The 26,517-nt window shown below is 64.4% G+C and carries 24 protein-coding genes and 1 tRNA gene; 11 read left to right on the top strand and 14 right to left on the bottom strand.

Translation table 11 applies throughout. The features are described 5' to 3' along the window. Positions 1-2: 2 nt before the first annotated feature. The 3 genes from ATI53_RS10715 to ATI53_RS10705 are packed head-to-tail and all read right to left on the bottom strand — an operon-like array spanning position 3 to position 3,222. Positions 3-830 carry a transglutaminase family protein gene (locus ATI53_RS10715; RefSeq protein WP_111550384.1) on the bottom strand — a complete coding sequence of 276 codons (828 nt, stop codon included), beginning with the start codon at positions 828-830 and terminating at the stop codon, positions 3-5. Then, on the bottom strand, positions 827-1,780 hold the full coding sequence (locus tag ATI53_RS10710) for an alpha-E domain-containing protein (RefSeq protein WP_009506148.1): 954 nt from the start codon (positions 1,778-1,780) through the stop codon (positions 827-829). The genes ATI53_RS10715 and ATI53_RS10710 overlap by 4 nt, the downstream gene beginning before the upstream one ends. Before the next feature lie 17 nt (positions 1,781-1,797). Next, complete coding sequence (locus tag ATI53_RS10705) at positions 1,798-3,222, bottom strand: circularly permuted type 2 ATP-grasp protein (RefSeq protein WP_111550383.1); 1,425 nt, start codon at positions 3,220-3,222, stop codon at positions 1,798-1,800. Between the two features lie 478 nt (positions 3,223-3,700). Here ATI53_RS10705 and urtA point away from each other — a divergent pair, with 478 nt between their 5' ends. The 10 genes from urtA to ATI53_RS10655 all read left to right on the top strand — a co-directional run bounded on the left by urtA (position 3,701) and on the right by ATI53_RS10655 (position 17,468). Further along, complete coding sequence (urtA, locus tag ATI53_RS10700) at positions 3,701-4,990, top strand: urea ABC transporter substrate-binding protein (protein WP_111550382.1); 1,290 nt, start codon at positions 3,701-3,703, stop codon at positions 4,988-4,990. 86 nt (positions 4,991-5,076) lie between these two features. Continuing rightward, on the top strand, positions 5,077-7,020 hold the full coding sequence (gene urtB / locus ATI53_RS10695; RefSeq protein WP_009506142.1) for an urea ABC transporter permease subunit UrtB: 1,944 nt from the start codon (positions 5,077-5,079) through the stop codon (positions 7,018-7,020). 184 nt (positions 7,021-7,204) lie between these two features. Continuing rightward, positions 7,205-8,446 carry an urea ABC transporter permease subunit UrtC gene (gene urtC / locus ATI53_RS10690; RefSeq protein WP_009506141.1) on the top strand — a complete coding sequence of 414 codons (1,242 nt, stop codon included), beginning with the start codon at positions 7,205-7,207 and terminating at the stop codon, positions 8,444-8,446. Continuing rightward, on the top strand, positions 8,443-9,183 hold the full coding sequence (gene urtD / locus ATI53_RS10685) for an urea ABC transporter ATP-binding protein UrtD (protein ID WP_009506140.1): 741 nt from the start codon (positions 8,443-8,445) through the stop codon (positions 9,181-9,183). Before urtC ends, urtD begins: the two co-directional genes overlap by 4 nt. Positions 9,184-9,201: 18 nt before the next feature. Next, positions 9,202-9,897 carry an urea ABC transporter ATP-binding subunit UrtE gene (gene urtE / locus ATI53_RS10680; protein WP_111550381.1) on the top strand — a complete coding sequence of 232 codons (696 nt, stop codon included), beginning with the start codon at positions 9,202-9,204 and terminating at the stop codon, positions 9,895-9,897. Between the two features lie 264 nt (positions 9,898-10,161). Beyond that, the gene (locus ATI53_RS10675; RefSeq protein ID WP_111550380.1) at positions 10,162-11,511 is read left to right on the top strand and encodes an ABC transporter substrate-binding protein; all 1,350 of its coding nucleotides are present in this window, start codon (positions 10,162-10,164) and stop codon (positions 11,509-11,511) included. 66 nt (positions 11,512-11,577) lie between these two features. Continuing rightward, the gene (locus ATI53_RS10670) at positions 11,578-12,819 is read left to right on the top strand and encodes a carbohydrate ABC transporter permease (protein ID WP_009506135.1); all 1,242 of its coding nucleotides are present in this window, start codon (positions 11,578-11,580) and stop codon (positions 12,817-12,819) included. Between the two features lie 64 nt (positions 12,820-12,883). Further along, entirely contained in the window at positions 12,884-14,083 is a 1,200-nt protein-coding gene (locus tag ATI53_RS10665; RefSeq protein WP_111550379.1) for a carbohydrate ABC transporter permease, read from the top strand. A 36-nt stretch (positions 14,084-14,119) separates the two neighbouring features. Then, entirely contained in the window at positions 14,120-15,172 is a 1,053-nt protein-coding gene (locus ATI53_RS10660) for an ABC transporter ATP-binding protein (RefSeq protein WP_009506131.1), read from the top strand. A 139-nt stretch (positions 15,173-15,311) separates the two neighbouring features. Further along, the gene (locus ATI53_RS10655) at positions 15,312-17,468 is read left to right on the top strand and encodes a slr1591 family oxidoreductase (protein ID WP_111550378.1); all 2,157 of its coding nucleotides are present in this window, start codon (positions 15,312-15,314) and stop codon (positions 17,466-17,468) included. Here the strand turns inward: ATI53_RS10655 and mnmH are convergent. Further along, positions 17,450-18,508, bottom strand: a complete 1,059-nt coding sequence (gene mnmH, locus ATI53_RS10650; protein WP_009506127.1) for a tRNA 2-selenouridine(34) synthase MnmH — start codon at positions 18,506-18,508, stop codon at positions 17,450-17,452. The genes ATI53_RS10655 and mnmH overlap by 19 nt on opposite strands. Positions 18,509-18,657: 149 nt before the next feature. Here mnmH and ATI53_RS10645 point away from each other — a divergent pair. Further along, positions 18,658-18,732, top strand: a tRNA-Phe gene (locus ATI53_RS10645). 41 nt (positions 18,733-18,773) lie between these two features. Here ATI53_RS10645 and ATI53_RS10640 read toward each other — a convergent pair. From ATI53_RS10640 to ATI53_RS10595, 10 genes are all read right to left on the bottom strand, one after another. After that, complete coding sequence (locus tag ATI53_RS10640) at positions 18,774-19,865, bottom strand: tyrosine-type recombinase/integrase (RefSeq protein ID WP_111550377.1); 1,092 nt, start codon at positions 19,863-19,865, stop codon at positions 18,774-18,776. Next, complete coding sequence (locus tag ATI53_RS10635; RefSeq protein ID WP_111550376.1) at positions 19,865-20,101, bottom strand: hypothetical protein; 237 nt, start codon at positions 20,099-20,101, stop codon at positions 19,865-19,867. Before ATI53_RS10635 ends, ATI53_RS10640 begins: the two co-directional genes overlap by 1 nt. Beyond that, positions 20,094-20,795 (bottom strand): hypothetical protein, encoded by a 702-nt coding sequence (locus ATI53_RS10630; RefSeq protein WP_146609911.1) that lies wholly within the window; start codon positions 20,793-20,795, stop codon positions 20,094-20,096. The genes ATI53_RS10635 and ATI53_RS10630 overlap by 8 nt, the downstream gene beginning before the upstream one ends. A gap of 96 nt (positions 20,796-20,891) precedes the next feature. Then, a complete protein-coding gene (locus ATI53_RS10625; protein ID WP_111550374.1) occupies positions 20,892-21,947 on the bottom strand; it encodes a phage portal protein in 1,056 nt (351 codons plus the stop codon). Between the two features lie 2 nt (positions 21,948-21,949). After that, positions 21,950-22,486, bottom strand: coding sequence for a hypothetical protein (locus ATI53_RS10620; RefSeq protein WP_111550373.1), 537 nt, complete (start codon positions 22,484-22,486; stop codon positions 21,950-21,952). 1 nt (position 22,487) lies between these two features. Beyond that, complete coding sequence (locus tag ATI53_RS10615) at positions 22,488-23,060, bottom strand: HK97 family phage prohead protease (RefSeq protein WP_111550372.1); 573 nt, start codon at positions 23,058-23,060, stop codon at positions 22,488-22,490. Next, positions 23,060-24,316, bottom strand: a complete 1,257-nt coding sequence (locus ATI53_RS10610; protein ID WP_111550371.1) for a phage major capsid protein — start codon at positions 24,314-24,316, stop codon at positions 23,060-23,062. Before ATI53_RS10610 ends, ATI53_RS10615 begins: the two co-directional genes overlap by 1 nt. Further along, on the bottom strand, positions 24,309-24,650 hold the full coding sequence (locus tag ATI53_RS10605; RefSeq protein WP_111550370.1) for an HNH endonuclease: 342 nt from the start codon (positions 24,648-24,650) through the stop codon (positions 24,309-24,311). Before ATI53_RS10605 ends, ATI53_RS10610 begins: the two co-directional genes overlap by 8 nt. Beyond that, on the bottom strand, positions 24,643-25,002 hold the full coding sequence (locus tag ATI53_RS10600) for a hypothetical protein (RefSeq protein WP_111550369.1): 360 nt from the start codon (positions 25,000-25,002) through the stop codon (positions 24,643-24,645). The genes ATI53_RS10605 and ATI53_RS10600 overlap by 8 nt, the downstream gene beginning before the upstream one ends. Then, entirely contained in the window at positions 24,993-26,507 is a 1,515-nt protein-coding gene (locus tag ATI53_RS10595; protein ID WP_205912136.1) for a terminase TerL endonuclease subunit, read from the bottom strand. Before ATI53_RS10595 ends, ATI53_RS10600 begins: the two co-directional genes overlap by 10 nt. Positions 26,508-26,517 lie beyond the last annotated feature (10 nt).

Genomic DNA, 26,517 nt, shown 5'->3' with positions numbered 1-26,517 from the left:
CGCTATTGCTGCTGCTGCTCGGATGTGACCTCGACTTCAACCTCAAGGTGTTCCTCGGGTGAACTGCCCTGCACAAGCCCGCGGATCGGGGCCGCGTCCTGCGCATCATAACCCGACCCAAGGCGGATATAGCGTTCGTCCGGGCAGCACCGATTGGCCGCATCGAACCCGACCCAGCCCAGTTCGGGCACGAACAGTTCGGCCCAGGCGTGGCTTGCTTCGTTCGGGTCGTCGGCGCCGCCCGCCTGAAGGTAGCCCATGACATAGCGCGCGGGGATGCCCGCCACATGCGCGACCGAGATCAGCGCATGGGTATGATCCTGGCAAACCCCCTTCCCGCCGGCCAGAGCCTCGGCCGCGGTGGTGTGCGGTCGGGTTTCGCCCGGCGCGAATTCGATCGCCTCACCGACGGCCGCGGCAAGCGCATGGGCCCGGTCAAGTTCCGTCGCGGATGTCATGCCGTCCAGCGCCGAGATCGCCAGATCCCGCAGATCCTGATCGGCCTTGATGTGTCGCGTTGCACGCAGATATAGCGAAGCTGGTCCCTTTTCGCGATGATCGCGCAAGACGCCGAACAAATCCGAGGTTTCCACCTCGCCGGTGACAACGACGCTGAGCGTGTCAATGGGGCCACGCCAGCTGGCCAAGGCGGTGCGGTCCCCCGCCCCGTCGATAAATTCGGCGCCGCGCAGCGCGCCTTCGGTCGCGACGTCCCAGCGCAGCACTTTCTGCGAGGCGCAATCGCATGGCCACAGCCGCAGCGACTGGACAACCTCGCGCACGGGCTCTTCGAAACGGTAGCGGGTGGTATGACGAACGGTCAGTCTCATGCGGGGATCCCCCGAAGATATACATCCTGCACCGTGTTGGCCAGCCCGGCGTTGCGGGCGACAAACCGTTGCAGAAACTCGTGCAGACCTTCGTCAAAGATGTCATCGACGGTGGCGCGGGACAGATCGTCGAACAGCTGATGCGCGTCCTGCTGGGCACGGGTGCCGTTGGCATAGTTCTGCGCGATGTCGTCGAGGTGATCGCAGGTCCACTGGACGCTGGACAGCAGCGAGCGGGGGAACTTGCGGTTCAGGATCAACAGATGCGCGATCTTTTGCGCCGTGATTTCGCCGGAATAGGACCAGTTGAACGCGCGCTGAGCCGTCATCGACTGCAACAGGAGCGCCCATTGCGACTGGTCCAGCCCCGAGCCGACATAGCTGAGCGACGGCAGCAGAACGTAGTATTTCACGTCGATCAGCCGGGCGGTGTTGTCGGCACGCTCGATCGAGGTGCCGATGCCCATGAAGGCATAGCCATCGTTGCGCAGTTGCGTGGCCGAAATGCAGCCCCGCACCAGATGGCAAAAACGCTGCGTCCATTCGGTCAGATCGGTGACCATCAGCTTGCTGCGTTCGACCCGCTGCAACTGCTTGAGTTCCTGATAGGCACTGTTGATCGCATCCCACACCGTCGAGGTCAGCGCCGTGCGCACCACGCGGGCGTTTTCCCGCGCGGCGTTGATGCACGACAGCACCGACGCCGGATTGTCGGAATCGAAGAACAGCCAGGTTTCGATGTTGCGCTGGTTGGTATCGCCGTATTTTTCCTTGAACTCCTCAAGCGTGCCCTTGGCCTGAAGCACGGCTTCCCAATCGTTGCGATACCCCCCCGACGGGTCGGGCAACAGCGCGGTGCGCGCCCCGACTTCCAGCAGACGGGATGTGGTTTCGGCGCGCTCGAGATAGCGGGCCATCCAGTACAGGTGATCTGCGGTGCGGCTCAGCATTGTGTGTCCTTCCGCCCTTATTCCGCCAGGACCCAGGTGTCCTTGACACCTCCGCCCTGCGACGAATTCACGACGAGCGAGCCTTCGGTCAGCGCCACGCGGGTCAGTCCGCCCGGCACCAGCTCGATCTTTTCACCGACAAGGCAATAGGGCCGCAGATCGACGTGGCGGGGCGCGATACCTTCTTCGACAAAGGTGGGCACCGCCGACAGCGCCAGCGTGGGCTGGGCGATGTAGTTGTCGGGGTTCTGACGGATCTTGTGGGCAAAAGCCTCGATGGTGGATTTATCCGCCTTGGGGCCGACCAGCATGCCGTAGCCGCCCGAGCCGTGAACCTCCTTGACGACAAGCTCGTCAAGGTTTTCCAACACATATTTGCAATCGTCCTCCTTGGCGCATTGCCAGGTGGGCACGTTTTCCAGCACCGGCTCTTCGCCAAGATAAAAGCGTATCATCTCGGGCACATAGGTATAGATCGCCTTGTCGTCGGCGACCCCGGCGCCGGGGGCGGAACAGATCGTCACGCCGCCCGAACGGTAGACGTTCATCAGCCCCGGCACCCCCAGCATGGAATCGGGGCGAAAGCACAGCGGATCAAGGAAGCTGTCGTCGATCCTCCGATAGATCACGTCGACCTTTTTGGGGCCTTCGGTGGTCTTCATCCAGACGAAATCACCCTCGACGAACAGGTCCTGCCCCTCGACCAGCTCCACCCCCATGAGATCGGCCAGGAAGGAATGTTCGTAATAGGCCGAATTGAACTGGCCCGGCGTCAGAATGACGATTTTCGGCTCGGAGACGCATTTCTTGGGCGCCACCGAGGCCAGCGTGCGTTTCAGCGCCGAGGCATAGCCATCGACCGGCGCGATGCGGTTTTCCATGAACAGCTGCGGATACATGCGCATCATGATTTCGCGGTTTTGCAGCATGTAGCTGACACCCGACGGCGTGCGGCAGTTGTCTTCGAGCACATAGAATTCGTCCGGCCCGGTGCGCACCAGATCGACCCCGACGATATGACTGAACACGCCCCCCGGCGGCCTGAAACCGATTGCGGCCTTTTCATAGGCTTCGTTGTTGGTCACCAGATGTTCGGGGATCTTGCCCGCCCTGATGATTTCGCGGCGGCCGTAGACATCGCACAGAAAGGCGTTCAGCGCCGCGGCCCGCTGGCGGATACCCTTGTCGAGCTTGCGCCATTCCTCGGCTGTCATCACCCGCGGAAACATGTCGAACGGAATCAGCCGTTCCGGGTCGCCCCCCTCGCCATAGACCGCAAACGTGATGCCGACCCGTCGAAACAGCGCCTCGGCCTCGGACTGCTTGAGGTTTCGCAGTTCCGGCGGCATCGACCGATACCACGTTTCGAGATTGGCATAGGCGGCGCGCACGTCCGGCCCATTCATCATCTCGTTGAAGATCTTGGCTTGCGTGGCGCTCATGCTCTTCCCTTCGTGTTCTCGCCTCAAATTCCACGTTTCACCGCAAGAGTGAAAGCCCCCTTCCGAAAAATCGTTCAGAGACCGCCTGTTCCGCTTATTTTACAGGCAATCGGCCCGTAATTCGAATCCACGCACATGTCGAACACCGGGAATTTCCGAAGCGAGACCCCTCACCGTTTCGGTTTAGCACAATTATCGGACACCACCGTGAAAAAAAGCGCATGAATTAATCACGCATGCAAGTCACGGCATATGCCGCGCGATTTCCCCTGCGGCACCCCGCGACCTCGGATAACAACAGGGCCGCGCCTGTCTTGGGCCGGCGCAATACGGGGATGTCGTGGCGCAAGAGGAAGCATCCGAAAGCGCCGGGGCGCAGATATTAAAAGCGACGAACACCACGGGCCGCGACAGTCGGGCCTTGCACGCGCAAGGTCTGCGTCGGCCTGCAACAGTCGCACACAAGGGATGTGATTTCATGATCGAGATGATGAAGCTTTCGGGGGTCGCCGCCGCGGCGCTGGCTTGTGCCGGTGCCGTTTCGGCGCAGGAAACCGAATGCCCGATCAAGGTGGGCGTGCTGCATTCGCTGTCCGGTACGATGGCGATTTCAGAGACCACGCTGAAAGACACCATGCTGATGCTGATCGAAAAGCAGAACGCGGCAGGTGGCCTGCTGGGCTGCGAACTGGAAGCGGTGGTAAAGGACCCCGCGTCCGACTGGCCGCTGTTCGCCGAAAAGGCGCGCGAGCTGATTTCCAACGACGAGGTCGACGTGACCTTCGGGTCGTGGACCTCGTCCAGCCGCAAGGCCGTGCTGCCGGTGCTCGAAGAACTGAACGCGCTGTATTTCTATCCCGTCCAGTACGAGGGCGAGGAATCGTCCAAGAACGTCTTTTACACCGGCGCCGCGCCGAACCAGCAGGCGATCCCGGCGGTCGACTATTTCCTGGATGAGCTGGGCGTCGAGAAATTCGCCCTGCTCGGCACCGACTATGTCTACCCGCGCACCACCAACAACATCCTTGAATCCTACCTGACCTCCAAGGGCATCGCGGCCGAGGACATCTTCGTCAACTACACCCCCTTCGGCCAGTCCGACTGGTCGACCATCGTGTCCGACGTGGTGGCGCTTGGTGAGGACGGCAAGCAGGTCGGCGTGATCTCGACCATCAACGGCGATGCCAACATCGGGTTCTACAAGGAACTGGCGGCGGCGAACGTGTCGGCCGACGACATCCCCGTCGTCGCCTTTTCGGTCGGCGAAGAGGAACTGTCGGGGCTGGATACGTCGAACCTGGTCGGGCACCTGGCCGCGTGGAACTACTTCATGACCGCCGACACCCCCGAAAACGCCGCGTTCATCGACGAATGGCACGCGTTCATCGGCGATGACAGCCGCGTCACCAACGACCCGATGGAAGCGCATTACATCGGCTTCAACATGTGGGTACAGGCCGTCGAGGCCGCAGGCACCACCGATGTGGACGCGGTGCGCGAAAACATGTGGGGGTTGGAATTTCCGAACCTGACCGGCGGCATGGCGGTGATGGGCACCAACCATCACCTGTCCAAGCCGGTTCTGATCGGCGAAATCCGCGCCGACGGCCAGTTCGACATCATCTCGCAGACCGAGCCGGTCGCGGGTGACGCCTGGACCGACTTCCTGCCCGAATCCGCCCCGCTCGTATCCGATTGGAAAGAGCTGGACTGCGGCATGTACAACACCGAAACCTCGACCTGCGTTCAGACCAAATCCAACTACTGATCTGATCCAAACCGCGACGGGCGCCTGTTTCACGGTGTCCGTCGCCTGCCCCCAGGACCCATCCGACATTTTCGGGAAGGCTGCCGATGCTGCGCGCGCTCTCTCTCGTTCTGACGCTGGCACTTTGTCTGGCCTTGCCCGCACACCGGGCCATGGCACAGCAGACAGGCCCGCTTCAGGCGCTTCTTCAGACCCACGCGGACGAGGTCGCCAGTCCGGGCCGCCAGAGTGTCGGGCCGCTGATCGCCGATCTCGTCGCCTCCGGCCTGCCGCAGGTGCCCGACTTTCTCAACCGGTGGTCCGACCGCGATCTGGTGCAGGACGAGGCGACCGGCCTGTTCTATTATGACGGCACGCCCCCGGTGGACGTGGACACCGGCGCGCCGGTCCGGCTTGACCGCGCAAGCCTGTCGGCGGTGCGTCCCAATGGCGGGGTGCGCCGGGTGATCTCGACCGCGCTGGTGCAATTCCAGCTGTCGGACCCCGACATCGCGGCCCGCTCGGCGGCGCTGGATGCCATCGCCCGCGCCCCTGAGCCGGATCAGCTCGCCCCGCTGCGCGCCTCTCTCGCCAGCGAAACAGACCCCGCCCTGCGCGCCCGCAAGGAACAACTCGTCGGCATGCTCGCCGCCCGCTTCGGCGCGAACAGCGACGACCGCGTCGCCGCGATCGCCGCCCTGTCCGGCGCGCTGTCGGTCGAGGTCCGCGCGGTGCTGAACCAGATCCTGACCACCTCGCCCGGAGTGGCCGAAACGCTGCCACCGGAGGTGAACGTCGCACGCGTGCTTCAGGTCGGCGACGACATCCCGATCCAGGATGCCTATGCCCGGCTCGTCGATGCGGGCCGCGCGCCCCCCGCGCAGGACCGCGACCAGATCAAGGCCGCGCTGACCGCAAACGTCGCGGGCGGCGAAGTCGGCGGTGTGCCCGTCGGCGCGCTGGATTCCGAAACCGACCGGCTGCGCGCCTATGCCGCCCTTGCTGAGGCCGGCGCCGCGCCGCCGCTGGTCACGCAGGACACCATCGAGGCGGCGCTCGCCTCGCACGTTTTCTACGAAGCCTACGCCGAGCCGGATACGGCCGTCACCGACGCCGCGCGCGCCGCGCTGGACGAGGTCGAACAACGGGTGTTCTTCAACCAGATGCTGGATCTGACGCTGGACGCGCTGTCGCTGGCGTCGATCTACTTTCTGGCGGCCATAGGACTGGCCATCACCTTCGGGGTGATGGGCGTCATCAACATGGCGCATGGCGAATTCATCATGATGGGCGCCTATACCGGCTATGTGGTGCAGCAGATCATCCCCGATTACACGCTGTCGCTGATCGTGGCGCTGCCACTGGCCTTTGCGGTGACGTTCGCCGCCGGTGTCGCGATGGAACGGCTGGTGATCCGCTGGCTCTATCACCGCCCGCTGGAAACGCTGCTGGCGACCTTTGGCATCTCGATCGCGCTGCAACAGCTGGCCAAGAACATCTTCGGCACGCAGGCGCGCCCCCTGACCTCGCCCGCCTGGCTGGATGGGGCCTGGGTGCTGAACGATGTGGTCAGCATCGCCAACATCCGCATCGCGATCTTCGTGCTGGCCCTGATCTTTCTGGCGCTGATCCTGTTCATCCTGAACAAGACCCGCGTCGGGCTGGAGGTGCGCGCCGTCACGCAAAACCCCGGCATGGCGGCGTCGATGGGCATCAACCCCGACAAGATCAACATGCTGACCTTCGGTCTGGGGTCGGGCATCGCCGGGATCGCGGGCGTCGCCATCGGGCTTTATGCCAAAGTGACCTCGGAAATGGGCGCGGACTATATCGTGCAAAGCTTCATGACCGTGGTCGTCGGCGGCGTCGGCAACGTCTGGGGCACGCTTGCGGGCGCGGCACTCATCGGCATTCTTCAGAAGGGGATCGAGTATTTCAACCCGTCCAACACGCTGGCGGCGCAGACCTACATGATCCTGTTCATCATCCTCTTCATCCAGTTCCGCCCCAAGGGCATCGTCGCCCTCAAGGGCCGCGCGGCAGGAGACTGACCATGCAGCGTCTTATCCATGAAACGCCGCCCGCCCATCGTCCCCGGCCCGCCTTTGGCCAAGGTGTTTCCCGCCGCGTCAAACAAAGGCACCGCGCCCCGGCTTCATCTTGCCCGATAAACTCCGGGGGGCTGCGCAGCAGCGGGGGCAGCGCCCCCTCGACGGACGATCACCGGAGGTCCGCATGAAACCGCAAAGCTTTCTCAGCCAGAACCGTTCGGCCCTGTGGTTCTTGCTGTCGCTCACCGTTTTCGCGCTGATCGTGACGGTGCTGTCGGACGCCATGGGCAACGGCATGATCTCGACCAGTTTCGTCAAGACGCTGGGCAAGACGCTGTGCCTGATGCTGGTCGCCATCGCGATGGACGTGGTGTGGGGCTATACCGGCATTCTCAGCCTTGGCCACATGGCGTTCTTCGGACTTGGCGGCTACATGATCGGCATGTGGCTGATGTACGCCCGGACCGAGATCATCGTGACCGAAAGCCTGCGCGCCGCCGCCATCCCCCCCACGCCGCAGGAAATCCACGACTCTGTCGGCACGCAGATATTCGGCGTTGTCGGCAGCTCGGAGTTTCCGGCGATCTGGCTGTTTGCACACAGCTTCTGGCTGCAGATCGCGATGGTGGTGCTGGTGCCGGGGGTGCTGGCGCTGGTGTTCGGCTGGCTGGCATTCCGCAGCCGGGTGACGGGCGTCTACCTGTCGATCCTGACACAGGCGATGACCCTGGCGCTGTCGCTGTACCTGTTCCAGAACGAGGCTGGCCTGCGCGGCAACAACGGGCTGTCGGGCTTGCAGAACCTTCCCGGACTCGAAGACCTGCCACAGGCGACGCTGTCGCTGGCGTTTTTCTGGGCCTCAGCGGTGGCGCTCGGGGCGGGGTATGTGCTGTTTGCCTGGGTCGTGTCGGGCAAGATGGGGTCGGTCATCCGGGGCATTCGCGACAATGAAAGCCGGGTGCGGTTCCTTGGCTATCACGTCGAAAGCTACAAGCTGTTCGTCTTTACCCTGACGGGCATCGTCGCGGGCATCGCGGGGGCGCTGTATTATCCGCAGGCGGGCATCATCAACCCCAACGAGGTCGCGCCGATCGCGTCGATCTATCTGGCGGTCTGGGTCGCCATCGGCGGGCGCGGGCGGCTGTACGGCGCGGCGCTTGGCGCGGCGCTGGTGTCGCTGCTGTCGTCCTGGTTCACCAGCGGGGGCGCACCCGACATCCCGCTTGGCTTTTACACGCTCCATTGGACCGACTGGTGGCTGGTGCTGCTCGGCGTGAGCTTTGTCGCCGTGACGCTTCTGGCGCCCAAGGGCATCGGCGGGCTGTTCGACCTGCTGGGCCATCGCCACCCCGTGCCCGAGCGGGTCGGAGACTTCGGCCCCGACAAGGGCGCGCGCCGCACCGTCGAAGGGGAGGAAGAAAGATGAAGACGCTTCTGGAAATGTCCGGCGTGTCGGTCAGCTTTGACGGATTCAAGGCGATCAACAACCTCAGCTTTCGCATCGGCGAGCCAGAGCTGCGCGCCATCATCGGGCCCAACGGCGCGGGCAAGACCACCTTCATGGACATCATCACCGGCAAGACCCGCCCCGACAGCGGCACCGTGGTTTACGGCGAAAAATCCATCTCGCTGCTCAAGATGTCCGAAAGCGAAATCGCCACGGTCGGCGTTGGGCGCAAGTTTCAGAAACCCACGGTGTTCGAGGCACAGACCGTGCGCGAAAACCTCGCCATGGCGCTGAAGAACAAGCGCGGGCCGTTCGATGTGTTGCTGTATCGCAAGACGCAGGCCGGCGCGCGGCGCATTGGCGAACTTGCCGAGACCATCGGCCTGACCGATGCCCTGCCCCGCATCGCCGGCGAGCTGAGCCATGGCCAGAAACAATGGCTGGAAATCGGCATGTTGCTGGCGCAGGACCCCCGGTTGCTGCTGGTGGACGAACCCGCCGCCGGCATGACCCCGGCCGAGCGCGAGCACACCACCGATCTGCTCAAACGCGCCGCGCAAAAGCACGCCGTCGTCGTGGTCGAACATGACATGGAATTCATCCGCCGCCTCGATTGCCGGGTGACAGTGCTGTGCGAAGGCTCTGTGCTGGCCGAAGGCTCGCTCGATCATGTGACCTCGAACCCCGAGGTCATCGAAGTCTATCTGGGCCGCTAGGCGCGAAAGGACCGCATCATGCTGAGCGTCGAGAACCTGACCCTCAAATACGGGCAAAGCCAGATCCTGCATGGCATTTCGCTGACCGCGGAACCCGGCAAGGTCACCGCCGTGACCGGCACCAACGGGGTCGGCAAGACATCGCTGCTGAAAGCCATCGCCGGGCGGCACCCCTATTCCGGCGGCACGATCACGCTGGATGGTAAACCGCTGAACCACCTGTCGGCGTTTCAGGCGGGGCGCGCCGGGATCGCCTATGTGCCGCAGGGGCGCGAGGTGTTTCCGTTGATGACCGTGCAGGAAAATCTGGAAACCGGCTTTGCCTGCCTGCCCCGGTCCGAACACACGGTGCCGCCGCATATTTTCGATCTGTTCCCGATCCTCAAGGATTTCCTGCACCGGCGCGGCGGTGATCTGTCGGGGGGGCAGCAACAGCAGCTCGCCATCGCGCGGGCGCTGATTTCGAAACCCCGCGTGCTGTTGCTGGACGAGCCGACCGAAGGCATCCAGCCAAACATCATCCAGCAGATTGGCCGGGTGATCGCCCAATTGCGCGATCAGGGCGACATGGCCATCATTCTGGTCGAGCAGTATTTCGATTTCATGTGGGATCTTGCGGACAGTTTCGTGGCTGTCCAGCGCGGCGCGGTGTCGCTTGCGGGCCGCGCCGGCGAAATCGACCGCGAGGATCTGCTGGCCAGGGTGTCCATCTGACGTGACAACGGGACGAGTTTCTGCGGTGCGGCGCAACTTTTCCTTGCACTGAGCGGATTTAGCGCCGAGCCTGCGCCCAAGGGAGAACCGCTTGCATGCTGCCAGAGGCAGACGGAATGTATCGCACCGGCCACCCCGTGCCAGCTGGTGCGGCGCTCTTCGGCGCGGCCTGTTTTCCGGATCGTCAGCCAATCGACATATCGGGCCTCTCCGCTGCCCGGCCCATCCCGTTTTTCACACCATGACTTTCGACAGGAGGATCCCATGACATCCATCAGATTGCCGCTTCTGGGCAGCGCCGCGATGGCCCTGGCCCTGGCGGCCAACGCCGCCGGCGCCGAAACCATCCGCTTCTGGACCACCGAGGAACAACCCGAACGCCTGGCCCGCCAGCAGGCCATGGCCGACGCCTTTACCGAAGCCACCGGCAACGAGGTCGAGGTGATCCCCGTCACCGAATCCGAACTGGGCACCCGCGCCACGGCCGCCTATGCTGCGGGCGATCTGCCAGACGTGATCTATCACCCGATCAGCTACGCGCTGCCCTGGGTCGAGGCGGGCATCCTGGACCCCGATGCCGCGACCGACGCGATCGAGGATCTGGGCGCGGACACCTTCGCCCCCGGCGCGCTGGAAATCGCCGCCTTCGACGGCGGGTATGCGTCGGTGCCCGCCGATGGCTGGACCCAGATGATCGTCTATCGCAAGGATCTGTTCGACGAGGCGGGCCTTGAGGCCCCGACATCCTTCGCCAACGTCGAGGCCGCGCTGGAGGCACTGCACAACCCGCCCGAGATGTACGGCTTTGTCGCCGCCACCAAGGTCGACGAGGATTTCATGAGCCAGGTTCTGGAGCATGTCTTTCTGGCCAACGGCGTGTCGCCGGTCGGCCCCGACGGGTTCCAGCCGCTCGACGAGGCAAAAACCACCGAGGTGCTGGAATTCTACAAGGCCATCGCCACGGCGTCGCCTCCGGGGGATCTGTACTGGGATCAGTCGCGCACGCTGTATTTCTCGGGCAACGCCGCGATGATTATCTGGTCGCCGTTCATCCTGGATGAACTGGCGGGCCTGCGCGACAGCGCGCCGCCCACCATCACCGATGACCCGACATCGACCGAACTGGCATCGAAAACCGGCATCGTGACCACGTTCTCGGGGCCGTCCAACCCGGATGGGGCCGCTTGGGCGTTGATCAACATGTTCGGCATCACCGGCGATGCTTCGACCGACGACGCCATTGATTTCGTCAAGTATTCGATGGACCAGGGCTATGTCGACACGCTGTCCATCGCGCCCGAAGGCAAATTTCCGGTGCGCCGTGGCAACGCCGACGATCCCGAGTATTTCGTCACGCAATGGGCCGAGCTTCCGGTCGGCGTGGACCGCAAGGCGCCCCTGGGCGAACTGTATCCGCAAGAAATGATCGACGAGATCGTCAGCGGGCTGGACACCGCCCAACGCTGGGGCGTCGAAGACGGGCAGCTGGCGCTGGCGTCCAAGATGATCAACAGCCAGGTCGTCAACCGCGTGGTACGCGCATTCATCGACGGGCAGATCGACGCCGCCGGCGCTGTTGCCGAAATGAACGACGAGCTGGCCAGGATCCGGTAACCCCTCTCGCCGTTGCCCTCGCCCCGCCCGGGGGCGGGGGCTTTTGCTTTCTTCGGAGCCCGCAAGATGACCGACGCCACCCCTCCTACCGGTACCGGGCCGCTTGGCCGGCGCGAGGCGCGCCTTGCCTGGGGGTTGCTGGCACCGACCCTGATCGCGGTTTCGCTGGTGGTGCTGCTGCCGCTGCTGGCGGTCTTCTGGATCAGTTTCAAACCGGTTGGCCTGGCCGACCTGCGCCCCCCCACGCCCATCGTGCGCGAAGATATTCGCGGCGATCTGGAAGCGGCGGGCGACAAGGCCGTGCTGCGTTACCGGCTGCGCAACTCCTCGCAGGACCAGCAGATCCTCGGAGTGACGCTTGTCGACACCTGGCCCGACGGGCTGACCCCGACCGAAATCGACCCGCGCTGCGACATCGCCGAGGGGCGTCTTGCCTGCGATTTCGGCGACTGGGAGGGCGGCACCCGAGACGAGCTGCGCGTTCCAGTGACCGCCACCGCCGCCTATTTCGACGGGCCCGGCGCCGGGGACAGCGACCCGATCATCGACGGCAAGGCCAGCAACATCCTGACAAACCTTGACTTTACGCTGGAGAATTTTGCGCAAGTGTTTGACGGGTCGGAATTCTGGGCGGTGTTTGGCATCACCCTGTTCTACACGGTCTTCGGTACGCTGGGGGCGCTGGTCATGGGGCTGTTCGCCGCCCTTTTGCTCAACAAGTCCTTTCGCGGTCAGGGATTTTTGCGCGGGCTGTACCTGTTCCCCTATGTGGCGCCGGTGATCGCGGTGGCCTTTGCCTGGATCCTGCTGTTCGATCCGTTCTCGGGGTCGGCCAACGCGCTGCTGATCCAGATGGGCGTCAGCAGCGAGGCGATCAACTTTTTCGGCGAGCGCCCGCTGGCACTTATCATGGTAACGCTGTTCGAGATCTGGCGCTATTTCCCGCTGTCCTTCCTGTTCATTCTGGCGCGCATGCAGTCGATCGACACCGACATGTACGAAGCGGCGGACATGGACGGCGCGTCTCCGTTCCAGAAATTCCGCTACCTGTCGCTGCCGCAGTTGCTGGGCATCCTGTCGGTGCTTTTCCTGCTGCGCTTCATCTGGACCTTCAACAAGTTCGACGACATCTTCCTGCTGACCGGCGGCAACGCCGGCACGCGGGTGCTGACGGTGAATGTCTATGAACAGGCGTTCGCGCTGTCCAACATCGGCGCGGGGGCGGCGGTCGCGGTGCTGATCTTCTGCTGCCTGCTGCTGTTTTCGGTGTTCTTCTTCAAGGTCATCAGCCGGGAGGAAGGACTATGAGGATCGCGTCGCCCCCCCGCCCCGCCCAATGCCATCCCGAGCGGGCGAAAACAGGAGTCCAGTCATGAAAGCGGTGCGTTTCGGGTACATGACGGCGCCGGTTCTGGGGGCGTTGTGGTGTTTCGTCATCGCGGTGACGATGGCGGTCGCGATGAGCTTTGCCACCGGCGCAGCCTTCCGCCCGACGCTGCTGACGCTGCCCTGGGGCGCCGCCATCGGCATGGCGGCGCTGTATGGGGCGCCCGCGCTTTGGGGGGCGGCTCTGGCGGCGGCGCTGGCCGGCATGTTTGGCGCAGGCCCGATGGTGTCGGGCGACATCGGCATGCTGGCGCTGGTCGTGGGCCACGGCGCGGTGGCGCTGTTCACCGCCCTTGGCCTTGCCAAGATGACCGAAGAACTGCGGCCGGGCGCCCTGTCGCGCCACGAGTTCGAGGAATCGGTGATCCGCTTCCTTACCGGCTTTGGCTATATCTTCTTTACCGCCATCGTGGTCATTCCGTTTTATGTGATGGTGATGACCAGCCTGAAAAATCAGGCGGCGCTGATGGCGAACCCGCTGGATTTCTCGCTGGATCTGTCGCGCGGCTGGCACCTGTTCGACAGTTATTACGAGCTCCTGACCCAGTATAGTTTCGGCAGCTACCTGTGGACGAGCTTTTACATTTCGGTGTTGACGGTGTTCATCACGCTGGCCTTTGCCATCCCCGGCGCCTACGCCGTCGCGCGGCTGCGGTTCAGGGGACAGGCGATGTTCTCGCGCTCGGTCCTGCTGATCTACATGGTGCCGATGATCGTGCTGGCGCTGCCGATCTACATCGCGTTTTCGATGACCGGCCTGCGCAACACGATCTTTGGTATCGTGATGATCTATCCGGTGACGACCATCCCCGTGGCGCTCTACATGCTTCAGGGCTATTTCCGGGGCCTGCCGTCCGAGGTCGAAGAGGCCGGGCTGATGGACGGGCTGTCACGCCTGGCCGTGATCTGGAAGATCACGCTGCCGCTGTCGCTGCCGGCCCTGGCATCGGTGTCGCTGTATGTGTTCATGATCGCCTGGAACGAATTCCTGCTGGCGTTCATGCTGCTCGACGATCCATCGAAATTCACGCTGACGCGGGGGATCGCATCGCTCAACTCGTCCGAGATTCCACGCCAGCACCTGATGGCCGGTTCGGTGATCGCGACGGTGCCGATCATGCTGATTTTCCTCGGGCTGGAACGGTTCATGACCAAGGGGCTGACCGCGGGTTCGGTCAAGGGATAAACGGTCGCCGCTCCGACGCGGCAGGAGAAAGAACGAATGGCAAGCATCGAACTGAAGTCCGTCGAAAAATGGTACGGCGAAGCGCAGGTTATCAAGGGCGTCGATCTGGCCATCGAGGAAGGCGAATTCATCATCTTCGTCGGCCCGTCTGGCTGTGGCAAATCCACCCTGCTGCGGATGATCGCCGGGCTGGAGGAAACATCGCGCGGGCAGATCATGATCGGCGCCACCGACGCCACCGCCGAGCCGCCCGCCCGACGCGGCCTTGCCATGGTGTTCCAGAGCTACGCTTTGTACCCGCACATGAGCGTGCGCGACAACATGGGCTTTTCGCTCAGAGCCGCGGGCGTGCCCAGGGCCGAGATGGACGCCAAGGTCGATGAGGCCGCCCGTGTGCTGAAACTGGAACCCCTTCTGGATCGCCGCCCCAAGGATTTGTCGGGCGGGCAGCGCCAGCGCGTTGCCATCGGGCGGTCCATCGTGCGCGACCCCACCGCCTTTCTGTTCGACGAGCCCTTGTCGAACCTTGACGCCGCCCTGCGCGTCGAAATGCGTTACGAAATCGCCAAGCTGCACCAGTCGCTGAAATCGACGATGATCTACGTTACCCATGACCAGGTCGAGGCGATGACCCTTGCGGACCGCATCGTGGTGCTTGAGGCCGGCCGCGTCAGCCAGGTCGGCAGCCCGCGTGAGCTGTACGAGCGGCCCGGCAACCTGTTTGTCGCGCAGTTCATCGGCTCGCCCAAGATGAACGTCTTCGCGGCGACCACGCCCGAGCTGCGCCTGCCCGCCCCGCTGCCCCGGACGGCGGCGCATTTCGGCATCCGCCCCGAACACATCGCCCTTGGCGCAGCGGGTAGCGGGCAGATCGACGGCACAGTCGATGTGCTGGAATATCTTGGCGCCGACACCTATGTGATCGCCGATTGCGGCAGCGCGGGCAAGCTCACGATCCGGGCGCATGGCGACACCGGCCTTGCCCCCGGCCAGCCCGTCGGCCTGAAGTTCGAAGACGGCCAGACCCACCTTTTCGACGGCGACGGCCTGGCGATCCGCCAGGGTCGATCCGACAGGGCCGTTTTCTGACGAATTGTCCCAGGGGCGGTGCCGAGAGGCCAGGGGGGGGCAGGCCGCGCGCCCTTTGCCGCACCGCTCCTTCGGCAATGGGCAGGCGCAGCGCACCATGCTAAAGGCTTGCGGCAATGCCAGGTCCGGAAGCCGCCCCATGATGTCTCTCCCCCTTACCAAAGACCTTGTGCTGATCGGGGGCGGTCACGCCCACGCGCTCGTCCTGCGCATGTGGGGAATGTCTCCGCTGCCTGGCGCCCGCGTGACCCTTGTAAATCCAGGCCCCACCGCGCCGTATTCAGGGATGCTTCCGGGCTTTGTCGCCGGGCATTACAGCCGTGACGATCTGGACATCGACCTGGTAAGGCTTGCGCGTTTCGCCGGAGCGCGGGTGATCCTTGGGGCCGTCGACGGCATCGACCTCGACGCGCGTCAGATCCACCTGCCCGACCGTCCGCCGGTCGGCTTCGATGTTGCCTCGGTCGACATCGGCATCACATCGGCCATGCCCGATCTGCCGGGATTTGCCGATCACGCGGTTCCCGCCAAACCGCTGGGCCCTTTCGCCCAGAGGTGGGCCGCATTCCGCGATGGCACCGGTCCTGCCAGCGTTGCCGTCATCGGCAGCGGCGTTGCCGGAGCCGAGCTGGCCGCCGCGATGGCCCACGCCCTGCGCGACCGATCGCGGGACGCGCAGGTCCACCTGGTCGACCGGTCCACCGCCTTGGCCGCGCTGCGCCCGCGCGCGGCACGGCGGTTGCGCCGGGCGCTGGCCGCGCAAGGCGTGACCCTGCACGAAAACACCCCCGTGGCCGGCGTCACGCCAGAGGGCCTGCGCCTGGAAAACGGCGACATCATCGCCGCACATTTCGTCACCGGCGCCGCCGGGGCCTGGCCCGCGCCCTGGCTTGCGCAAAGCGGGCTGGCCACGCAGGACGGTTTCATCGCCGTAGCCCCCACGCTGCAAAGCTCTGACCCGGGCATTTTCGCCGCCGGAGACTGCGCGCACATGACCCGGACGCCGCGCCCGAAAGCGGGCGTCTTTGCCGTGCGCCAGGCGCCAGTGCTGTTTGAAAACCTGCGCAGGCGCCTGGCCGAGGACGGTGCCCTGCGCAGCTACCACCCGCAAAAGGACTATCTCAAGCTGATCTCGCTGGGCGAAAAATCCGCTCTTGCCGACCGGTTCGGCCTTGCCCCGTCGGGATCGCTGATGTGGCGCTGGAAGGATCGCATCGACCGTAAATTCATGCGCAAGCTTGCCGATCTGCCCGAAATGGCGCCGCCCCCGCTGCCGGTCCCGCGCGCCGCGGGCACGTCCGATGCGCTTGGTGACAAACCCATGTGCGGCGGCTGCGGCGCCAAGGTCGGGCGCGCGGCCCTTGGCGCGGCGCTGTCCCGCCTGCCCGCGCCGGTTCGCGCCGACGTCACCCCCTTGCCCGGCGACGATGCGGCGCTGCTGCTGACCGGCGGCGCGCGGCAGGTGATGACCACCGATCATTTGCGCGCCTTCACCGCCGATCCGGTGCTGATGGCCCGGATCACCGCCGTGCACGCCCTGGGCGACATCTGGGCGATGGGCGCGCAGCCCCAGGCCGCCACCGCAAGCATCACCCTGCCCCGGATGTCCGAAGCCCTGGCCGAGCGCAGCCTTTCGGAAATCCTGATCGCCGCCGGCGAGATCCTGCGCGGCGCGGGCGCCGAGATCGTCGGGGGCCACAGCTCGATGGGCGATGAGCTGACCATCGGCTTCACGTTGACCGGCCTGTGTGACCGCGCGCCCATCACTCTTTCGCGCGCGCGGGAGGGCGACGATCTGATCCTCACCAGGCCCATCGGTTCGGGCGTTATCATGGCGGCCGAAATGCAGGGCCGCGCGCGCGGCGCCGATGTGGCGCAGGCCCTGGCCAGCATGTCGCGCCCCCAGGGGGACGCGGCAAAGCTGCTGCGAGACGCCCACGCCATGACCGATGTGACGGGCTTTGGCCTTGCGGGGCATCTGCACGGCATCCTGACCGCCTCTGGCGTCGGCGCGCGCCTGGTACTGGACGCCGTCCCCCTGCTTGCCGGGGCAGAGGCGCTTGCCGCGCAGGGCGTCCGCTCGACCCTGTATCCACAGAACCTTGCGGCCATTCCCGGTCTTGCCCCGGACAGCCCCCGCGCCGAGCTTTTATGCGATCCGCAAACCGCCGGAGGGCTGTTGGCCGCCATTCCCGATGGCGCCACAAAGGTGCGGCAGTTGCGCAGCCTTGGTCATGACGCGGCGGTGATCGGCTGCATTGCCGGCGACTGGCCCGGTCATATCGAAATCGTCTGAAGCCGCTTGGCGATCCGGTCCGCAAGCCGCTCCAGCGCGGCATCGTCCAACGCCGGCGTTTCGAACCGCTCCAGCACATGTGGCGTCATCGCCGACATGGATTTGTCATAGGCCGGATCGTAATGATCCGCCGCAAGCGACTGGCACAAGGCCAACCGCGCGCCGTCCTCGATCATCCGCTCCCAGGCGTCCACCAGCGCATGGCCGCGATGAAAGCGCAGCGGCGACAACTGTGTTCGAAGCCGCGCACCGTCAGACAGAATGTCGTCATAGGCCCGGTCAAGATAGGCCGCGCGCGCCTCCAGCGGCGCCGACACCTCGATCCATGGCGCGGTCTTCATGCTGTCCCACAACGATGGCGGCAGGATGATCTGCCCGATCTTGCTGCTTTCGGCTTCGACAATCACCGGTCGCTCCGGATCCAGCCGTGCCAGCTGTGCGGCCAGCTCGGTTTCGAACCCCTTCTGGCTGGGTTGCCCGCCCGGCATCGCCCCCAGAAGCGAGCCGCGATGGCGCGCCAGACCTTCAAGGTCGATCACCTGCGTGCCGCGTGCCGCGAGCTTGGGCAAGAGCGCGGTCTTGGCGGTCCCGGTGTAGCCGCCGAGCTGCAGGAACCGATGCGTCAGCGGTGTGTCGTAAAGCGCGCGGGTCACCAGCCTGCGATAGGTCTTGTAGCCACCATCGACCGCTTCGGCGCGCCAGCCGATTTGCTGCAACATCCAGGCGAAAGACCCCGAGCGTTGCCCGCCCCGCCAGCAATAGACCAGCGGGCGCCAGCCGCCCCCATGATGCGCAAGCGGCCCTTCGATATGACCCGACGCGTTACGAAACACCAGAGCGGCGCCGATCTTGCGCGCCAGAAAAGGGCTTTGCTGCTTGTAGATGGTGCCGACGCGCGCGCGCTCTTCGTTGTCGAGCACGGGCAGGTTTATGGCGCCGGGAATATGGTCCTCGGCGAATTCGGCGGGGCTGCGGACGTCGATGACGCTGTCAAAGCCATGCGAAAGGATGCCCGAAAGGGAGTCAAAGCTGCGTGCCATGGCCGAAGCTCTACCCCGGAGCGCCGCCGTGTGAAAGCGCCATCACGCACGCATCGGCGGATGCGATTTTTCCTGCAAAAAGGCTCTGGACACCGCCTGTCGGCTCGGCTATCTCCGCCCCACCCGAAGGGCGCTGCCCTTCAACCCGTGCCCGGGTAGCTCAGGGGTAGAGCAGTGGATTGAAAATCCTCGTGTCGGTGGTTCGATTCCGCCCCCGGGCACCATTCAAACTCTTGATATTGCTCGATATTCATTTTTGAGCCTTTCAGGGTTTGACAGTTTTCTTGAATGGTTTGACAACTTTTGATCGGCGTTCGTTCTCCTTTTCGAGTGTTTCCATCGTGATCCGGTTGCGGTCCGCCAAGTTGGCAGACCGGGAATAGTGGCGGGCCATAGACGGGGTTTTCTGCCCCAGCAGGTCCGCAATCTGGCGTTCCTCAAGCCCCGCCTCGCGTAGCGTCGTGGCCACGGTGTGCCGCAGCCCCTTGAGGGTCAGACCGGGTTGCACGGCTCCCTCAGTTTCCAGCTTTTTCTTGAAGCGGTGCCAGACCGTCGAAAAGCCGTTGTAGGTCCAAGGCTTCCCGGTGGACGTGGCAAGGATCGTCACCGCGTCGTGGGCCGGTGCAGCGTCCAGAGCCGCTTGCAGCGTCGGGCCGATAGGAATGGCGACCTCGTGCCCCGTCTTGCCCCGGACGCCCCAGATCGTGTTGCCGTCGATCTGGCGACGGGTCAGCTTGAGCGCGTCGGACGGATCAAGGCCGGTGTTCATGATCAGCGCGACCGCCACCCGGACGTGAGGCGCGGCCCGATCCAGCACAACGGCGCGTTCCTCGACCGTCCAGGGCCGGTTGGCATAGGGCCGATCTTTCGGGCGCGGCTTGGGAATGACGCCCGCCGCATAGTCCCGGTCGATCAGACCTTTCGGAATGGCGTAACGGAAAACTTGGCTCAGAAAGGTGCGGACCATGTTTGCCCGCCGCCAGCCGATCTTGCCCGCCGCCTTGTCATGGATGCCAGACATAAGGGGCGTCTTGATCGCGGAAACGGGCGTGTCACGGATCGGGTGCAGGAAGTCAGCGCACTTGCGATAGTCGCGCTTGGTGGCATCCGCCAGATTGCCAAAGTGCTCAGTCTGGAAATAGGCATTGACCAGCCCGCCAAGCGTTCCCGGCTTGGGGGATTGCGCCTTCCTCGCCTCGGCAATGGCTGCAATGCGGGCGCATTCCGCGAAAAACTCAGCCGATCCCAGCGGGGTCTTTTCCAGGTCGATCTTGTGGCCAGTGGCGCGATGATAGCAGCGCGGTTTCCCGTGCCGGTCATCGAATATCTTGAAGCCCTTTACCCTGATGCGCGTCATTACAGCTTGCCAAGAATGGCGTCTTGCGTCGCCATCTCAGCCCCTTCCTTCATTGCGTCAATCCACTTATCCAGGTCGCGCTTGTCCCAAAGGATCGTGCCGGGGCGCATCTCGACCGGCTGGACCGGGCATGTCGCCTTGAAGTGCTTGACGGGCAAGCCGGTATAGTCCGCCGCCTCAGTTTGTTTCAGCATCCGCTTTTCAATGACGCTGATATTGAGGTTTGCGTTAGCCATTGTCGCCACCCCGCGCCAATTCCTGCAATGCCTTGAGCGCGTTCGAGTAGATCACCCGATCCACCGCCCCGAAAAACTCATGGTGTTCGGTGGGCTTCTCAACGTGGAACACAAATTCCCAGCCATAATGCGCGGGGGTGCGCTCATCGTCGGAAACCTCATTCCAGCCCGATGCCTTGCCCTCGATGTAGCGAGCGCCGTGCAACAAGAATGATATTTCAAAGCGCCCGTAAGCATCCCTGACGCGGAATTGATCCCAGTCTTGAAAAGACCATTCGCCAGCAAAAAGTGACGCGAAAAGTTCCTCTAGAAAGCCCGCCAGATCGTTGGGCATGTCCGAAAGGAAGGAAGGCAGATACGGGTTTTCGTAAACGTCCGCGCCCATCAGTCGGCTTTCGTCGGGGTCAACGTCACGAAAGCCGCCGCCGTCCATCGGGTCGATTTTGACGATAAAGGGTTGCGCCGCCTCAAGCGTCTTGACCGTCTCAGCGGCGCGCGTCGGGGTGGCAAGCGTGGTGCCCAGCAGCAGAGCGCGCCCAAAGTCGGTTGGCCACATTTCGGGGGCGTTCGGTCCACGCCCGCCGGTCGTGAAAAGCCCAGCTTTGCGCGCGACCATAACAAGCGAATTGGTCCGCGCGGTGTCGCCGCCGTTCATTTTTTCGATCAATGCTGCCAAGTGCTTGAGCTTCGCCATGCCATAATCCAATGCCTCGAATCCTAAGAAACCACATTTCAAAGGCGCGGTCAAGCCAACGAAACGCGGTTTCTTTGGTGCTTGAGGTTGGACGCTTCACACCTCATTCCCCCAATCGACCAGCCGCAGAGCGTCGGACGGATCAACACCCGCCTCTTTCGCTTGCGCCAAGGCACCCACTATCGCCGTGATCGCCCGCGCCCGTCCGCCTGCATCGAAGGCTTGAAGGGGCCGCATCACGTCCAGCGTGACCGCCGATCCCAGCTTGTCCGATGCTTCCTCGGCAATGCCCATGGCCACAGGTTGCAGCACCCATTGCGCCAAATGCCTTTGCGCTTCCCTGACCATCGGCCCGGTTGTGGCGGGCGCAGTAAGGCCGGGCAGGACGCCAAAGGCCATGTTGATCGCATCCCGCGCCGCCGCCAGCGTCTCGCGCGTCATGGCTTTCGACAGGTCCGGGGAAAGGTCGTGGGGCTTCCAGTCCTGCATCGGGGCCGGTCCGCCCGCCGCCGCGACGTTGACGGATTCGCGGATCAGCACCTTGCCCCGGTTGCCCCGGAAACCGCGCGCCATCGCTTCCAGGTCGGTTTGCGGTGCCTCGGGAAAGGGCACGATCATGCTGGCCAGCGGTGCCGTCTCGAATACCTCGGCAAGCGCCGTCTCGACCGCGTTCAACAGCCCCGCCGTCAGTTGCGCCCGCTTGAGCGGGGCCGTGCCATAGTAGGGCGCGGACACGTCACACCCGATCCGAAAGTGCAGCACCTCAGCCGCCAGCGCGGTTTCAGACCGTCCGCCGCCCGCCTCGGATACGGACACGCGGTAAGCCGTGGGCCGTCCGTCGCGGGTGCGCAGATCCCAATCGGAACACGGAACAAGCCCCGCGTCACGGATCAAGAATAGCGCCTCGCCCCGCAGGGCCAGAGACCGGGCGCAGAGCGTCAGGGACCGCCGGTCCAGTAGATCGGTGCCGGATACATCGGCAAGCCCTAGACCGCCTTCCCAGAGCGTCACAGCGCCTTGAGCCGTGGCCGTCAGTTCGGCAATGCCGCGCCGCCCCGATACATAGGCTTCCCGCGCTGCCATGATCTCAGCCGTGAAACCCGATCCGCTGGACCGGGTTTCCTCAGCCGTCTTTCGCTTGAATGGCCACATGCTCAGGCCCTCCTTTTGTAAGGCCGCAGCAGGTCCGCCGCGCCGCTCAGTTCCATTGCGCGCGCCACCCAGGCCGGGTTGCGCTGATAGCTTTCCTCGATCGCGCCACCCATGTTGACGGAATAGCTGGACACGCCCGCCCGATCCGTCGCGTCCGTCAGGTATTCGGCAAGCCGCCGGAACGCCTCAGAGACAGCCGCGGGAACGTCGCCGCCCCCCACGTCCGCCGTGATCCGATAGGGGCCGTCACCGGGCAGATCATAGCCGCCCCAAGGGGACGCCGCCGGAGTGCATTCCACCCATGCGCCGCTTTCCCAGACCTCGACCGTATTCAGGGTGGCGGGCGTCAACGGGGCTTCCCATGCGCCTTCCCCCTCGACCGTCCAGACCACTTCCCGCACCGCCCAGCGCATCCGGCAATAAGCCTCGATCCGCTGCCAGAGCGCCGCTTGATCCAGCATCGCCGCCGGAACGCTCAGGCCCGTGATGTTCGGATAGCTGGCCGGGATTGCCTCGACCTCTTTCAGTGTCGCCGCCATGTCAGAGCCTCCACCGATTGAGCGCATGGGCAAGCGTCCGGTCCTCGACCGCCGCGCATGGTGTCCAGTTGCGCGCCTCGATCTGCGCTTGGGGATAGGCGGGTTTCGTCACGGCGCTGATCTCGATCAGTTCCGCAGAGCGGACCACCCGCAAAAGCCCGTCGCTATCGCGCCTCACCAGGTCGCCGCCGTCCGTCACGCGAAAGCCGGGGCTGATCCCGCCCACCAGCCCCGCCGCAAGGGTGCCCAGGAAGTCGGTGACATAGCCCACGCCGCGCATTTCCGGGGCAATCGTCGCCTCGAAAGTCAGGGCGTCATCGCCGTCCCTGATCTCAAGGCTTCCCGCCGCCCGCGATGCAAGCGGACGGTCGAAGTCGTGATGCACCAGCAAGTGAACGTCACCGCCAGCCGCGACCGATGCCCCGAAAGCCCGTGCCTCGAATACTTCCCGTCGCCGTTCCCGACCGCCTTGCAAGACAGTCGGGACGGCATACGGGAACCGGCCCCGCAGGACGGTTGCCCCGTCCGCAGAGGTGCGGACCTCAAGCCCGCCTTTGGAACCGGCCCAGAGCATCACTGAATGCCCGTCAGGATGCGGGTTTGCACCGCGCGGGAAATGGTCACGTCCATCGTGGCCAGCGCCGTGAGCCGCAGCCCGCCCGATTGCGCGTCCGAATACGGATCGCGGATCAAGTCGATTGCGCCCCACGTCCCCACGAAGAACGGGGGAACACCGCCCGCCGTGGTCGTCAGGACCGCGCTTGTCGCCGCAGGATCGCCGGTCGGATCGGCAAGGGCATTGTGGCTCATCGTGATGCCGCCCAGCGCCGCCGTCAGACGATCCCATTCCGTGATCCCGCTGCCCGCGTCCCAAATGTCCGCGTCCATCGTGTCCCAGACCTCGGGACGGATCAGCAGCCGCACATCGCCGGGGCCGCTTGCCGCGTTGCCGGTGATGAAGCTGACCACCTCGGACCGGAACGCCCCCCAGGTCGGGGCCGCAGTAACGGCTTGCTCATTGATGCCCCAGCCGGATGCACCCGCGAAAAGGCCGGTCGGCTCGCCCGCCGATCCGCTGCCCAGGAACACGGCGCGGTCAAGGGCTTCCTCGATAGCGCCGTTCATGTCGCGCCGCACCGCTTGCTCAAGGCCGCTGCCGGATTGCTTGAGCGTCTTGCGCGTGATGCGCATCTGGACGCCCAAATTGTGATCCGGCTTCAAGGGCCGATCAACGGTCGTGTAGGCACTCGGGCCAGTCACGTTGCCGGTTTCCGAAGTCGCCCACCCCGCCGTCACGCTGGACGTGGCAACGGGATATTCGACCTCGCCCACGCCCACGTTGACCATCTGGCCACCCATGCGGGCCGCGACCGATCCGGCAAAAAGCCGCTCGATGATCGGGGCCGTGCGGATCGGGTCGGGGGTGCCGCTCGCCACGGTTTCACCGGCCCGGATTTCCAGGGCTTCCCACGGCACCGGAACGCCGCGATAGCCGCCACGCGACCGCAGTTCAGTGACGATCTCGCCCGTCTTGCCGTCCAGGGCGCGGCCCTCATCCAGAGCAAGGGCCACTTGGCGCATTTCAAAGCCCGCCATGACCTCGGCCCATTCCCGGCTGGACCGGGTTTCCAGATCGGCCCCGGCTTCCCGCCGTTCCTGATCCTCGGCAATGAGCGCCGCACGATAGCGGGTTTCATTGGACCGATATTCGCGGTCCATTTCTTCCATCTGGCGGGTTTCATCCTCGGACGGCTTGTCCTTGCCGACCAGTTCCGAAAGCGTCTGGCGGATTTCGCTTTGCCGCCGTGCGATTTTGACAGAATCAAGCATCTGATTTCCTTTCGTGCTCGATAAGGTTTCGGCCCGTTTCACGGACCAGCTTTTTCCACGCCTCGCGGGCGGGGTCGGGTCGGCCTAAGCCGATCTCGATACGGGTCTTGCGGGAATGACAGCGCCCGCAGAGCGTTTGCAGATTGGACAGCGACCACGCCATATCCGGCCGATCCCTGACCGGCTCGATATGGTCGATCTCAAGCCGGTGCCGGTTGCCGCACTGGACGCATTGCCAATCGTCGCGCTCAAGCGCCTGCATCCGCAGAGCCTTCCAGCGCGGGCCGCGCGTGATCCGCCGGGAATGGCGGGCGTATTCCTTCCGATCAGACATAATCGCGCCCCTGAATTTCATAGAAAAACAGCGTTCCGCCGGGGGCGTGGGGCACGACACGGACAATCCCCAGAACGGTCGTGCCAATCTTGATCTTGTCAGTCGTCTTTGGCGTGATCGCCAAGCCTTCGACCGAAACCAAAACCCGCTGATCGCCAACATCCATCAGCCCAGAGGCAATGAATTCCTCATTCACGGTCGAAGCGACCACGAAGGCCGTGCAGGGATAGGCCGTGTCAGGACCGGGGGTGTATCCCCCGTATTCGTCAACCGTGCCCTCACCGGGCCGCAGCAGCGTTGCCGCTTGCCCGTGTTTCGCTATCAGCCGCGATGCGGTTTCCATCATCCCCATGCGATGCGCCCTCCCTTGTGAGCGGGGCGGCCCATCATCCGGGCACCCTCAGCGACCGCCAGCACCGTTGCCGCCGCCGCGTCGATCCGGCCCGTGGACCGCGCCTTTGCCAATTTCAGATTGTTCGCCGGATCGCGCAGCGTGACCGCATCCGCGAAAGCGGACCGCAACAGCAGCGACGGGGCGGTTTTCACCTTGCCGTCATAAACCGCGCGCCGGAACCGCTCGCAATCCTCGCCGCCATCCTTGAAACCTTGGCCGCGCCAGATGATCGGGCACCGGATGCCCGCCCGGTCTATCGCCTCGCCAAGTTCGGCTTGCTTGTATCGGTCCGCCGTGATCGCCGCGACCGGCTCGCCTTCCACATGGGCCATGACCTCGACCAGCCAGGGCGCGACGGGAACCGTCTGATCGCCAAGGGTGGACAACTCGCCCCGATCCTGCATTTCGACATAGCGCCCGGACACGCCGTCATTCTGGCCACGGTCCAGCAGGGAAGGCTTTGACGGGAAGGTGCCCAGAGCCTCAAGCCGCCCCGTCTCGGGCCAGTAGAATGCCGCTGCCGTCATGCTGGCAGAGCCGCCCAGGTCGATCCCGATGACCACCTGACCTTGCCGGGGGGGTAAGTCCGCCGTCTCGCAGGACAACCATTCATCGACCGTCAACAGCAGGTCGCGGGTTTCGCCGCTGACACGCTCATTGCGGTTGTAGAGCCGGAAACTTGTCAGGGTCGATCCGCCCCGCGCAATTGCGCGCCGTGCCTGACCTTGCAGCCATTCAAGGCTTGAGCCGATCCCATAGGCTGCGCCGGGGTTGGCCAGCTTGAGGCTTTCAAGATCGTCCGCAGGAAGGCCGGGGGCGGGCCGATGCTCTTGGCGATAGACGCCATCTTGTTCCTCATCCAGCCAGACGGAAAAAGGGTGCGCATCATCCGCCGCACTCGTGCTGATAATCAGCGCCCGCCCGCCACGCTTGCCCAGACCGGACAACAGGGCGTGTTCCAGGGCGTCCCCCTGATCCGCCTGCCAATGCCCCCGCTCATCCATGAGCACCAGCGTTGGGGCTGATCCCAGAGCCGTCTTGCCGTCCGCCGCAATAGCCCGGACGAAGTGTCCGCCGCCGTCGCCGTCATACTCGATTTCAAGCCGGGGGCTGCGCCGGATCGTAAAGGCCGCTTGCTCATCCTCGGGAAGCGACCGGATGAATCCCACCACGAAGTCAAACGCGATGCGCGCCTGATCCCGCGTCCGGGCCGCTATCAGGATTTCCCGCCGGGGCTGACGATCCCATTCCCCCTTCACCGCGCCCAGAGCGATACCCGCAGACAGCGCGGTTTTCGCGTTGCCCCTGCCGATGCTCAGACAGGCCACGTTCACCCCGTCCGCCAGGGCACCCTTGACGAATTGCTTTTGGAACGGGGCCAGCTTCACCGCCTGACCGGCTTTCGGCCCCTCGGGGATGCTCAGGCTTTCAAGGAAGCGGATTGCTTTGGTGGATGCCTTCATGCCGCCACCC

Origin of the sequence: Salipiger aestuarii (genome assembly GCF_003259905.1) — a bacterium.
GTDB classification, from domain to species: Bacteria; Pseudomonadota; Alphaproteobacteria; order Rhodobacterales; family Rhodobacteraceae; genus Salipiger; species Salipiger aestuarii.
The sequence above is the reverse complement of the archived record's forward strand: the minus strand, read 5'-3'. Positions and strand labels throughout refer to the sequence as shown.